Raw genomic sequence first — 11,778 nt, 5'->3', positions numbered from 1 at the left:
AAAGCGCTCATGCCATCGCCTCAGCGCGGGTGTCAGTCCGCGGCTTGAGGCTTTCAGGATCGTATGCCGGCTCTCCCAGTACCTTGGCTGACCGCGGCACGCCCATGATCACGACTTCCAATGTCGCGCCCGGCACAGCATGTTCGGGTTTCACGTAGGCAAAGGCCAGAAGTTTGCCTACGCCATGACCAAAGGCGATGGAACTCACGGTTCCGATCTGTGTGCCATTTGCAAGAACAGCCTCGCCGCCGTTGCCGTCGGACTTGCCGTCATCGGTCACTTCCAGGTAGACACAGACGAAGCGCAGCGGCTTGGCTGCGGCTGCTTCCGTGACCGCCTTGCCACGGAAGTCCTTGTCCAGTTTGACAAAGCGCATGACATCCGCTTCCGGCAGCGTAACTTCATTCGTGAGTTCCCCAGCACCCTTGAAAGCCTTTTCCATGCGCATCGCGTTCATGGCAAAAGACCCGTAGTTTTTCAGCCCATATTGCTTGCCTGCCGCCTTGATGGCTCGGAAAGCCCCGAGGATCGCATCGCGAGGGCCGTGGAATTCCCAGCCAAGCTCACCCGCATAGGACATCCGGAAAGCCCAAAGCCTGTGGCCGCCCACCTCGATTTCCTGCGCGGTCATCCATTTGAATCCGGCGTTGGAAAGGTCGGAACTGGTGCAAGCCGTGAGGATGTCGCGAGACAGCGGCCCGTTCAGAGCAACCGCACCCCAGTCAGAAGAGCGGTTGGTTATCGTCACCTTCTCGCCCTGCAGCGCGAAGCTCAGATTGTCGACCAGACGCTGTTCGAAGAAGGCTGCGCAGACCAGATAGAAGCGGTCTTGGGCAAGACAGACGATCGTGGTTTCCAGCTCGATCCGGCCCGCCTCGTTCAAGATGTGGGTCAGAGCGATACGCCCCGGCGCGGGCAGCTTGTTGCCGACCAATCGATCAAGGAAGGCGCGCGCGTCCGGCCCTGAGACCTCGACCTTGGTAAAGGCGGAAATATCCATAATGCCGGCACTTTGGCGAACTGCGCGCACTTCGGCGCCGACGATGTCGTGCAGTTTGGTACGCCGGAAGCCATAGATATCCTCTGCCTTGGTCCCCTCTGGCGCGAACCAGCGCGGACGCTCATGGCCGTAAACTTCCTCGAACACCGCGCCTTCAGCTTTGCAATCCTCATAAAGCGCGGACGGCTTGACCGGCCGGCCTTCAAGACGGTTGAAGTGCGGGAACGGAATCTCGTGCCGCAGAAGGTAATCCTCTTTGGCCTTGGTGATCTGGTAGGTTTTATCCGCATAGGGGCCGAACCTGCGCGGATCGAATTCACGCATGTTGATCTCGGGCTTGCCCGAAATTATCCAGCGCGCCAGTTCCCGCGTCAGACCAGGGCCCCAACCAATGCCGATTTGCGTACCGCAGCAGCACCAGTAGTTCTTCAGCCCCGGTGCCGGACCGATCAGCGGGTTGCCATCGGGCGGATGGCTGATCGCGCCATGCACTTCGCGGGTGATTCCAAGTTCGGCGAGGATCGGCATTCGGCCCATCGCGTTTTCGAGCCAGGGCATGATGCGATCATAGTCCGGCTCGAAGAGTTCGTTCTCCGCTTCCCAAGGGCAGTGATCTTCCCAGACAGTGTTCGGATTGGCCTTCTCATAAATGCCGATCAGGCCTTTCTTCTGCTCCATCCGGACATAGCCAGAGACCAGCCGATCATCGCGAACGACGGGAAGTTCCTTGTCGAGGTTCTGGAACTCCGGGACCGTGTCGGTGATGAAGTAGTGGTGCGTCATCGAGGTCGTCGGAAGGTCGTAGCCCGACCACAACGCCACCTGTCTTGCGTAGGTGCCGCCGGCGTTGACGACATGCTCGCAAGTAATCGAACCCTGCTCGGTTTCGACGAGCCATTCGCCGTTCGGCGTAAACGTCACGTTCGTGGCCCGGCAGTGTCGGATCACCTTCACGCCCAACTGCCGCGCGCCCTTTGCGAGCGCAAAAGCCGCGCCGGCCGGGTCGACATGGCCGTCGTCGGGCGTGTGCAATGCCGCCTTGACGCCATCGAGGTTGTAGAAGGGATGCAGTTCGCGGATCCGCTCTGGCCCGACAAGCTCCATCGGGAAACCGAGGCCTTTGCCAACTGAAATGGTCTGGTGGAGCCAGTCAAGCTCGTCGTCGGTATAAGCCAGCCGGAGTGAGCCGCAGCCATGCCAGGTGACCGACTGCCCGGTCTCTGCCTCGAGCACCTTCGAGTACAGATCGATATTGTAGCCTACGCACTTGCCAAGACCATAGCTGGACGTGGAATGCGTGATCTGCCCGGCGGCATGCCATGTGGAACCAGAGGTCAGCTCGGCCTTTTCGAGCAGGACGACGTCCGTCCAGCCTTCATGTGCAAGGTGATAGGCGAGACCGCAGCCCATGATGCCGCCTCCGATGATCACCACGCGGGCAGAGGAGGGAACCATTGATCGCTTCCTTTCGAACAAATGTTTTCTGTGGACAGGGCTAGCGAACATTTGTAGTGTCGTCAATCATGAAACAAACAAATGAACCACATCCAGCCACGTCCCTCGAAATCCTTGAACGGATTCAGGCCCTTCGAGCTGAATTCACACCGGAACTGGCGAAGTTGGCGGGCTTTCTACTGGAAAACCCCAATGAGATTGGCGTGTGTTCCATCCGGCAGCTTGCCGCAAAGGCGGATGTAAAGCCAAATACATTGGTACGATTGTCCCGAGCCATCGGAATCGAAAGCTACGAATCGTTCCGAGAGGTATTTCGAAACGAGATCCGCCAAGGCCGCGAGACATATCCCGACCGGGCGCGCTGGCTTCAGTCGGTCGCGCAACGTGACGAGATGGGCGCCCTCTTCGCCGCAAGCGCCGAATCGGCCATCGACAACATAGAAGGCCTTTTCGCCTCGACGGACCACCGCACAATTCAGGCAGCAGCACGCGAAATCGTATCTGCACGGCGCTGCTTTGCACTCGGTGTGGGCGTGAACAATGCGATCGCGCAGAACTTTGCCTACCTGGCCGGCATGGCTATCGACGGCGTGCGGGCCCTTCCCCAAGGCGGAACGCAGCCCGTGGATGGGCTCGCGCGCGCTAACGAAAACGACGTTCTGATTGCCATGACTTTCCGGCCCTACCGGCGCGAAATTGTCGAAGCAGTCGCCGTTGCGCGCGCTCAGCGCGTTCGGGTCATCGCCATTTCCGACAGCCTTGCGAGCCCGATCATGCCCGACGCGCAGCACAGGTTCGTCGTGCCGACCGACACGCCACAATTCTTCATCTCGACTGTGGCGCTGACGGCATTCTTTGAAGTCTTGATCGCGTTCATCATCGCCGAAGCCGGCGAGGATGTCGTGTCGTCGATCGAAAGCTACCACAGCCAGCGCCACGCGCTCGGCATCTATGTCGGAGAAAAGGATAAGCACGAATGAGCGTTCACGAGCCCCCGGCCCCCATCCACTCGCTGGAAGCACGTTACTATACAGACCCCACGATTTTCGATCAGGAAATGAAGGGACTACTTGCCCGCACCTGGCAGTTTGCCGGGCATGCAAGCCAAGTCAGGAATACCGGCGACTACTTCACCTTCGAAATCGCAGGCGAGAGCCTCTTCTGTATCCGTGGTCGCGAGGGAGAACTACGTACCTTCTACAACGTTTGCCAGCATCGCGCGCATCAGATGGTTGAGGGCTCCGGCTCGACCCGCGTCGTTGTTTGCCCTTACCATGCCTGGACTTACGAGCTTTCCGGAGAACTCCGTGCCGGGCCGAACATCAAGGCGGTCCCGGGCTTCGATCGCAGCAAGATCTGCCTGACTTCCGTCAGGACAGAGGTCTTCCATGGGTTCATTTTTGTGAACCTCGACGACAACGCCGCTCCCATGGACGAATGGTATCCCGGCGTTCGTGAGGAACTGGCCGATTATGTGCCTCATATCGACACCCTTGCACCGATCGAATGGGTCGAGATCCCTGAGAAGTGCAATTGGAAGGTCTCGGTCGAGAACTACTCCGAGTGCTACCATTGCTCAATCAACCACCCCACGTTTGCCACCGGCGTCATCCGACCCGAGACATACGACATCCAGCCGATGAAAAAGGGTTATGTCCTGCGACACACCACCGAGTGCCAGGATCTTTCGAAAATGACCTATCCCATCGACACTTCGGTACCGCACGGAGGAGAATACCGCTCGTTTTTCCTTTGGCCGATGTTCTCGTTCCAGGTCTATCCGGGCAACGTTCTGAACACCTATCACTGGCGCGCCCACGGGGTCGACAACTGCACGGTCTGGCGCGGCTGGTACACACCGGGCGGCGAGGACAGCGAGGTGATCCGGCGGCTTGCGGTCCAGGACCGCGAGACAACAGTGGAAGAGGATATCAGGCTTGTCGAAAGCGTGGCGCGAGGGCTGAAAAGCCGTGGCTATCGGCCGGGGCCCCTGGTGCTTGACCCGGCCTGCGGGCTGAACTCCGAGCATTCGATCCGGACCCTGCAGCAATGGATGCGTGAGGCGGTCGATGGATGACATTGCGCCCTACTGGCAGAATTACATAGACGGCGCTTGGGTCGACGGCTGCGCCGGTCGGATTGTCGTGACCGATCCCGGTACTGGCGAAGCGCTGGCCGAACAGGCTTTGGCTGACGCTGCTGACGTAGACCGCGCGGTCCAGGCCGCGCGCGCTTGCCACGATGACGGCGCGCTGTCCGATCTTCGCCCAGTGGAACGGGGACGCATGGTGCAGGCCATGGGCCGCTATCTTCTCGACAATATCGAAGAGATCGCGCGGCTTCTGACCTTGGAACAAGGCAAGCCGCTTTGGGAATCGCGGATTGAGGTCCAGGGCGCAGCGCGCTACTTCGAGTATTACGGAAACCAGGCAGAAACCGTCGAGGGCCGTTCAATTCCACTTGGAGCGGGCTATCTCGACTTCACGACGCACGAACCCTACGGCGTCTCGGCTCAGATTATTCCGTGGAATTACCCGATCGAGATGACAGCCCGGTCTCTTTCGGCAGCGCTCGCGACCGGCAATGCCTGCGTAATCAAGACGCCAGAACTGACGCCGCTCACCAATGCCTTCATCGCCCGTGCGGCAGTGGCAGCAGGGCTGCCGAAGGGTGCGGTCAACGTGATCTGCGGCCTTGGCCGAGACGCTGGTGCCGCGCTGTCGGCGCATCCAGGCGTCAACCAGATTGTTTTCACAGGTTCGGTCCCAACCGGCATTGCCATTGCCTCTGCGGCGGCACGGAACGTCGTGCCTTGCGTGTTGGAGCTTGGCGGCAAGTCCGCTGCCATCGTCCACGACGACGCCGATCTCGACGCTTTCATGTCGGACGTGCGCTGGGGTATCTTCTTCAACGCTGGTCAAGTCTGTTCGGCCATGAGCCGTGTCATTGCTTCGGAGCGTATCCACGACGAACTCGTCGACCGCATCGCAAGCCTGGCCAGCTCCCTGGAGGTCGGCCCCGGCATCGACCAGCCAGAGTTCGGTCTGACCATGGGAGCGATGGTATCCGAAAGCCAGCGCGACCGTGCCGAGGCCATGATCCGAGCCGCCGAGGCGGAGGGCGCCCGCGTCGTCACCGGTGGCCACAAGTTGAATCGCCCCGGTGCCTTCCTTGAGCCGACTGTCCTGACTGTGACGCCCGAAATGGCGATCGCGAGGGACGAGGTCTTCGGACCGGTCCTTTCTGTCGTGAAGTTCGGGTCGGACGACGAGGCGATCCGCATTGCGAACGCCACTGACTACGGGCTGGTCGGAGGCGTTTTCACCCGCGATCTAGACAGGGCCACCGCAGCCGCCCGCAAGATCCGTGCCGGGCAGATCTTTATCAACGAATGGTATGCCGGCGGTGTGGAAACTCCCTTCGGTGGCTATGGCAAATCCGGCTACGGCCGCGAGAAAGGTCGCGAGGCGCTGTGGAACTACGTGCAGACCAAGAACATCGCAATCAGACTGAGAGGTACCGCATGAGTGCGTTCGACCAAGACCTGTTTGAAAAGGGCCTTGCGCAGCGCAAGGCCACCCTCGGCGCCGATTACGTAGAGCGGAACCTTGCTTCCGCCGATGACTTCACCCGCCCCTTCCAGGAGGCGATGACCGCTTGGTGCTGGGGTTTCGGCTGGGGCGATGATGTGATCCCCGCCAAGACCCGTTCCATGATGAACCTCGCCATGATCGGCGCCCTCGGAAAGATGCACGAATGGGAGGTGCACTGCCGCGGTGCAATCAACAACGGCGTCACCAAGGACGAAATACGAGCGATCATCCACGTGATCGGAATCTATTGCGGTGTCCCCCAGGCGTTGGAGTGTTTCCGCGTCGCGCGCAGCGTGCTCGATGCCGCCAAGACGTAGCAAGCGGCAACCAATCCACGATCAGAACCGGGCCAATCCGGCGATCTCAGCTACCTTCCAACAAGGAGAAATCTGAATGAAGACTACAAAACTAAGCGCTTTGACCATCGGCGCAGCACTGGCACTTTCCGCGGGCATGGCCCGAGCTGAGTGCGGTGAAGTCTCGATCACTGAAATGAATTGGGGATCGGCGGCCGTCGTGACCTCGGTGTCAAAGTTTCTCATGGAACAAGGCTACGAGTGTCGTGTGACGGTTGTTCCGTCCTCCACGCTGCCGTCAGTTACATCGATCGCAGAAACTGGCAAACCCGACATTGTAACCGAACTGTGGGTCAATACCGCGCCCAGCTACACCGACCTCGAGAGAGCCGGCAAGGTCAAGACGGTCGCAGACGTGCTGTCGGACGGCGGAGTTGAAGCATTCTGGATTCCCAAATACTTGGCTGACGAGCATCCTGAACTGACCACGATGGACGGAGTGCTTGCGCATCCGGAACTGGTGGGCGGCAGGTTCAACAACTGCCCCGACGGCTGGGCCTGCCGCGTTGTCAACGACAACCTTGTCAAGGCTTGGGATTTCGCCGGCCATGGGCTGGAAGTATTCAACCACGGCTCGAGCGAGACCCTCGCCGCCTCGATCGCATCGGCCTACGAGAGCAAGGAACCTTGGTTTGGCTATTATTTTGCGCCGACCTCGGTGCTTGGGAAGTACGAGATGGTGATGGTCGACATGGGGTCGTATGTCGCCGACGTCCATGCGTGCAACTCTGCCGCCGACTGCGCCAACCCGGGCAAATCAGCCTATCCCAGCGCTCGTGTTGTGACCGGCGTGACGACCGATTTCGCCGAACGTGAACCCGAGGTGGCCGACCTGATGTCGAAAGTAGCTTTCACCAATGCGCAGATGAATGAAGTGCTAGCCTGGCAGGAGGACAACAAGGCATCCGCCGAAGAAGCCGCCGTGCATTTCCTGACCACCTACAAGGATGTCTGGGGCAAATGGCTGAACGATGCAGCCCAGGAGAAGCTGGCTGCTCTTCTGCAATAGCCTGAAACGTGCGGGGGCCAAACACCCCCGCATCCATCCTGCCGCGACACAAGGCGGCCGGTCACTTGCGATGGGGGGACGTTCGTGACGACATACTCTGCAATCTTCGAAACGCTGGGCCTTGAGGGTTGGTGCGATTCTGGCGCGAACGCAAGCGGGACCATGTCCATGGCGGAGCTACTGGCGAAGTCCTCAAATGGGAACCAGGAAACAAGCCTTTGGGATCTGCCCTTTCCATCCCTCGATGCCCTTCATGAGGCATGTGGAGCTGTCCCCAGAACGCGTGACATGACAGCTGGCCTTGAAGACATTTTCCTTCTTATCAAGAATCCTCTGAAAGTCGTACTCGACCCGATCACGCAACCATTGAGTTGGGCCATCGACGGTGCCTTGGCCGGTATCATGTCGTTGCCCTGGTGGATCATGATCCCAGCCTTTCTCATTATCACTCAACTTGTGACGAGATCGAAGAAGGTCACGGTTCTGGCTGCCCTGTCTTTCCTCGCTCTCGCTTTCATCGACCATTACACCTACGCGATGCAGACGCTGGCGATCATTCTCGTCTGTGCGACGATCAGCATCATGATCGGCATTCCGATCGGGGTCGCCATGTCGCGCAGTGATCGGCTGCGGGCAGGCGTTTTGCCGCTTCTCGACATGATGCAGACGCTGCCGACCTTCGTTTACCTGATCCCGTTGATCTTCTTGTTCAGCGTAACCGAGTCCAAGCTTTACGGTATTGCGATCATCATTTACGCAGTCGTTCCCGTTATCAGGTTGACGGACCTCGGGATCCGGCTGGTCGACAAGGACGTACTTGAGGCGGCGGACGCCTTCGGCATGTCCAGAAACCAGAAACTCTTCGGGGTCCAACTACCGCTGGCGCTTCCCAACATCATGGCAGGCGTGAATCAGACGATCATGATGTCACTGTCGATGGTGGTCATTGCCTCGCTCGTGTCCGCTCCGGGCCTTGGTGCCTTGGTACTGCGCGGAATTGCAAAACTCGAACTGGGTGTTGGGATCATAGCCGGGCTGGGGATCGTCATCCTCGCCATCCTGCTGGACCGGGTCACCAAGGCAGCGCTCGTGCGGGTCGACCATGCGACACGACATTGACAGACAGGACGACATGAACAGGCAGATGAAGCATCCAAAAGTCTCGGTCCGCAATCTGTACAAGATCTTCGGGGGCGATCCGAAGCGAATGCTGCTCAACGTAAAGGGCGGGATGAGCAAGCAGGAGCTTCTGGAGAAGCACAAGCATGTGCTCGGTCTGGAAGACATCAACATCGACATCTACGCCGGCGAGATCACCGTGATTATGGGCCTGTCCGGATCTGGCAAGTCGACATTGATCCGCCACCTCAACCGGCTCATCGATCCGACGTCCGGCGAAATCCTTCTCGACGGTGTGGACGTCACAAAATTGGAGCAGGATGATCTTCGCACACTCCGGCAATCGCGGATGTCGATGGTCTTTCAGAAATTTGCACTGCTGCCCCACCGCACTGTGATAGATAATGTCATGATGGCGCCGCTTGTTCGCGGTGAGTCCGCTACTGCCGTCCGTGGACGCGCGCAGGACTGGCTCAATCGGGTGGGGCTGGGAGGTTTCGAGGCCAACTACCCAAACCAGCTGTCAGGCGGCATGCAGCAACGCGTCGGCATTGCCCGTGCTCTTTGCTCCGAGGCAGAGATCATGCTGATGGACGAGGCCTTCTCGGCCCTCGACCCGATTATCCGCACCGACATGCAGGCGCTCTTGCTGGAATTGCAGCGCGAATTGCACAAGACAATCGTCTTCATCACGCACGACCTCGACGAGGCGCTGCGACTTGCCGATCATCTCGTCGTCCTCAAAGATGGCCGAATCATACAACAGGGCGAGCCGCAAGAGATCATCCTCAACCCTACGGACGAGTATATCGAAAATTTCGTGCGCGACATCAACCGGGCCCGTGTCCTCCGCGTGCGTTCAGTCATGGAACCTGTCGTCACGGGCGGAAGCGACGACCACATCGACGTCAACTCGACACTTGAAGACGCTATTGAAAAGGCGAAGGGAAGCGCCGATCACATCTTCAATGTCACCAAAGACGGTAAGATCGTCGGCTCGCTGCAAATGACAACCGTGTTGAGGGCCTTGGTTCCGCGTCGGGTGAACAAAGATTGAGCGCCTAGCCTGTCGGGCGACCGAAGGCACGGGCACGACGCATTGCGCCCTCGCGCTGCGCGAGATTGTCTGACGGGTGGTTCGATCCGGCAAGTTCGTCCAGGGTAAGCGCGACGCTGTCCCCCTCCTGCCGCTGGTTATTTGAACGCGTCATTCTCCGCGTGCATGGGCGTTGGAGGTTTGGGCTTGGAACGAGACGGCGAAGTGGGCGTCCATTTGGACAGCTCGATGTCCAGTCCTCTCCATGGGCCGGACTCTAGCATTAGATGGACGAGTTATCGGGGGTCACAGCACTCATCCCAGCCGTCTAACCTACTGGGTTCCCCAACTGAATCCTCAAACCGCATGACTTCAGCAACAACGCCCATCGGGTTCGCTACGATTTCTTCCGGCGGCTGTCAGAGCGGCAGATCGAGGTAAGAGATCCCACAGAACGCGGCCCGATGACCTTCTTGCTCGGGCTTGCCCGCGCCTCCGAAAACCACAAGGGGTTGGTCAGGATGCTCAGAGATCGGCTTGGCGAAACTGCCTGGCCGGGGCCGGCCTCCTCCTCCAGAGAGCCTGATCTGGCCGCCTTGCTGCGGGCAGCAATCCAGCTTCACCAAAGGCGCCGTTTCCTGTTGTGGCCCGGCCGGTCGCCTAAACTTCCGTGGCCCCTGATGGGCCTGCCAGACCTGCATCGTCCAATTGCTCGGGGTCTGGTAGGTCCCGCAAGGACTCCATCCCGAAGGCAGCCAAGAACGCCTCGGTGGTGACGAAGGTATAAGGCGCGCCACGGCGGGGTTCGCGAGGGCCGGTGCCGATCAGGTCGCGCTCGGCCAACCGGCCGATCAGGTCACGGCTGATCTCTTTTCCGAAGATGTCCTTCAACCCGTCGCGGCTGACCGGCTGGTGATACGCAATCGCCGCCAGCACGGCCAGATCGTATTCCGACAGGTTCAGCGCCTGGCTGTCCACATCCGCCGCGGCGCGGATCGCTGGGGCATAGGCCGCGCGCGTGCGCAGCATCCACGCCTTGCCCACCTGTGCCACCTCATAGGGTCGGCCTTCCAGATCCACTGCCAGATCCTCGATCAACAGATCAATTGAGGCCCCCTGCCCCACAACCCGCGCAAGATCCTCGCGCGCGACCGGCGTTGCGCTCGCAAACAACACTGCCTCGATCCGCCGCATCCATTCGCGCCAGCGCAGCTCGGAAGGCAGATCGGCCAGCTCTCGGTCAAGCTCTGCGTCGCGCTGCCCCATCTTCATAGCCCGTACAGTCGGAACGTGTCCCGCCCGGTCAGTTCGCGGGCAACGCCCAGACTGACCAGCCGGTCGCAGAGCCGTCGCGCGGCCCGATCCGACATGAAGGCCAATGCCCCCGGCACCAGCGCATCGCGCGACAGGAACAGATCGACCGCCCGTCCCGCCGCCTTGGCCCGCAACTTCGGGGCCGCCGCCTGGAGACGGGCCGCCGCCCGTGCTAGGTCCCCGGCCAACGGCAGCGCCTGCCCGATGGCTGAGACGACGGCGCGGTGACAGGCCAGCCGCAGGTCATCACCCCGCAGCCGCAACTCGCGCGGCTTCATCGTCAGCGCCAGCAGCGGCAGCACATGAGTTCCCCCCATCGCCCTTGCCAGCACCGCATCGCCCAGGATCAGGGCCGCAGTCTCGGCCCGCGGATGATCGGTCAATACCGCCTCCAGCACCTGCGCCGCGCGGTCCACCGGAGTGGGCCCCGTGGCATCAAGGCACAATGCGATCCGCTCTGCCGCCGTCCCCTCCAGCGTTGCGGCCAGATGCGCGACCGACACCGGCCGCGCCGCCGCGCGTGACCACTGCCGTGCGATCCGCCCCGCCGGGCCGGGGTCGTCGCCCGGCCCCGTCAGGTGCAGCGCATCGCGCAAGGCGCCCTGCCCTTCCCTTCGCCCCGCCATCGCAGCGCAGTTCCCGGCCGCCCCCAGGGCCAGACGGTCGCGCCACAGGGCGAGAGGCACATCCCCCGACGCAATTGCCTGACCCAGATGCGCCAGCGCGGCCCCGGACCGGAAGGCCGCAGCCTCCGGCGTCTCGGACGGCGCAGAGACGATCCAGCCCGGCAGCGGGGGCAACATCGGCAAGGTTTCCAAAGGCTCGGTGCGCGGTTTTCCCATGCTGGTAGCCTACATTGTGACGGCGCTTTCTACCAGGTAAATGCACCAATAGCG

Annotated in this window: 11 protein-coding genes; 7 read left to right on the top strand and 4 right to left on the bottom strand. The window is 60.7% G+C overall.

All coding sequences use genetic code 11. The annotated features are described in order from the left end of the window. Positions 1-7: 7 nt before the first annotated feature. Positions 8-2,455, bottom strand: a complete 2,448-nt coding sequence (locus tag D2N39_RS18775; protein ID WP_119136334.1) for an FAD-dependent oxidoreductase — start codon at positions 2,453-2,455, stop codon at positions 8-10. Positions 2,456-2,523: 68 nt separating this feature from the next. Between D2N39_RS18775 and D2N39_RS18770 the strand changes: the two genes are divergently transcribed. The 7 genes from D2N39_RS18770 (at position 2,524) to D2N39_RS18740 (ending at position 9,589) form a co-directional block, all read left to right on the top strand. Continuing rightward, positions 2,524-3,435 carry a MurR/RpiR family transcriptional regulator gene (locus tag D2N39_RS18770; protein WP_119136333.1) on the top strand — a complete coding sequence of 304 codons (912 nt, stop codon included), beginning with the start codon at positions 2,524-2,526 and terminating at the stop codon, positions 3,433-3,435. Then, the gene (locus D2N39_RS18765) at positions 3,432-4,532 is read left to right on the top strand and encodes an aromatic ring-hydroxylating oxygenase subunit alpha (protein WP_119136332.1); all 1,101 of its coding nucleotides are present in this window, start codon (positions 3,432-3,434) and stop codon (positions 4,530-4,532) included. Before D2N39_RS18770 ends, D2N39_RS18765 begins: the two co-directional genes overlap by 4 nt. Further along, positions 4,525-5,982 (top strand): aldehyde dehydrogenase family protein, encoded by a 1,458-nt coding sequence (locus D2N39_RS18760; RefSeq protein ID WP_119136331.1) that lies wholly within the window; start codon positions 4,525-4,527, stop codon positions 5,980-5,982. The genes D2N39_RS18765 and D2N39_RS18760 overlap by 8 nt, the downstream gene beginning before the upstream one ends. Beyond that, positions 5,979-6,365 (top strand): carboxymuconolactone decarboxylase family protein, encoded by a 387-nt coding sequence (locus D2N39_RS18755; RefSeq protein ID WP_119136330.1) that lies wholly within the window; start codon positions 5,979-5,981, stop codon positions 6,363-6,365. Before D2N39_RS18760 ends, D2N39_RS18755 begins: the two co-directional genes overlap by 4 nt. A gap of 76 nt (positions 6,366-6,441) precedes the next feature. Beyond that, on the top strand, positions 6,442-7,413 hold the full coding sequence (locus tag D2N39_RS18750) for an ABC transporter substrate-binding protein (RefSeq protein WP_119136329.1): 972 nt from the start codon (positions 6,442-6,444) through the stop codon (positions 7,411-7,413). 84 nt (positions 7,414-7,497) lie between these two features. Then, positions 7,498-8,532, top strand: a complete 1,035-nt coding sequence (locus D2N39_RS18745; protein WP_119136328.1) for an ABC transporter permease — start codon at positions 7,498-7,500, stop codon at positions 8,530-8,532. A 13-nt stretch (positions 8,533-8,545) separates the two neighbouring features. Further along, positions 8,546-9,589: a quaternary amine ABC transporter ATP-binding protein gene (locus tag D2N39_RS18740; protein WP_233557277.1), complete on the top strand. Its 1,044-nt coding sequence runs from the start codon at positions 8,546-8,548 to the stop codon at positions 9,587-9,589. A gap of 4 nt (positions 9,590-9,593) precedes the next feature. On the opposite strand, the gene D2N39_RS22990 is transcribed toward D2N39_RS18740, so the two are convergent. From D2N39_RS22990 to D2N39_RS18730, 3 genes are all read right to left on the bottom strand, one after another. Then, entirely contained in the window at positions 9,594-9,743 is a 150-nt protein-coding gene (locus tag D2N39_RS22990; protein ID WP_158589884.1) for a hypothetical protein, read from the bottom strand. Between the two features lie 485 nt (positions 9,744-10,228). After that, on the bottom strand, positions 10,229-10,834 hold the full coding sequence (gene scpB / locus D2N39_RS18735) for an SMC-Scp complex subunit ScpB (protein ID WP_119136380.1): 606 nt from the start codon (positions 10,832-10,834) through the stop codon (positions 10,229-10,231). A 2-nt stretch (positions 10,835-10,836) separates the two neighbouring features. Further along, positions 10,837-11,724, bottom strand: coding sequence for a DUF1403 family protein (locus D2N39_RS18730; protein ID WP_119136327.1), 888 nt, complete (start codon positions 11,722-11,724; stop codon positions 10,837-10,839). Positions 11,725-11,778 lie beyond the last annotated feature (54 nt).

Origin of the sequence: Gemmobacter lutimaris (assembly GCF_003570715.1) — a bacterium.
Classification (GTDB): Bacteria; Pseudomonadota; Alphaproteobacteria; order Rhodobacterales; family Rhodobacteraceae; genus Gemmobacter; species Gemmobacter lutimaris.
This window is presented reverse-complemented; position numbering and strand designations above follow the sequence as displayed.

Excerpts from the sequence above, each read along its gene's own strand:
- D2N39_RS22990 (WP_158589884.1), bottom strand. The coding sequence starts at position 9,743 with ATGACGCGTTCAAATAACCAGCGGCAGGAGGGGGACAGCGTCGCGCTT.
- D2N39_RS18760 (WP_119136331.1), top strand. The coding sequence starts at position 4,525 with ATGGATGACATTGCGCCCTACTGGCAGAATTACATAGACGGCGCTTGG.
- D2N39_RS18750 (WP_119136329.1), top strand. The coding sequence starts at position 6,442 with ATGAAGACTACAAAACTAAGCGCTTTGACCATCGGCGCAGCACTGGCA.
- D2N39_RS18775 (WP_119136334.1), bottom strand. The coding sequence starts at position 2,455 with ATGGTTCCCTCCTCTGCCCGCGTGGTGATCATCGGAGGCGGCATCATG.
- D2N39_RS18730 (WP_119136327.1), bottom strand. The coding sequence starts at position 11,724 with ATGGGAAAACCGCGCACCGAGCCTTTGGAAACCTTGCCGATGTTGCCC.
- D2N39_RS18765 (WP_119136332.1), top strand. The coding sequence starts at position 3,432 with ATGAGCGTTCACGAGCCCCCGGCCCCCATCCACTCGCTGGAAGCACGT.
- D2N39_RS18755 (WP_119136330.1), top strand. The coding sequence starts at position 5,979 with ATGAGTGCGTTCGACCAAGACCTGTTTGAAAAGGGCCTTGCGCAGCGC.
- D2N39_RS18770 (WP_119136333.1), top strand. The coding sequence starts at position 2,524 with ATGAAACAAACAAATGAACCACATCCAGCCACGTCCCTCGAAATCCTT.
- scpB (WP_119136380.1), bottom strand. The coding sequence starts at position 10,834 with ATGGGGCAGCGCGACGCAGAGCTTGACCGAGAGCTGGCCGATCTGCCT.
- D2N39_RS18740 (WP_233557277.1), top strand. The coding sequence starts at position 8,546 with ATGAACAGGCAGATGAAGCATCCAAAAGTCTCGGTCCGCAATCTGTAC.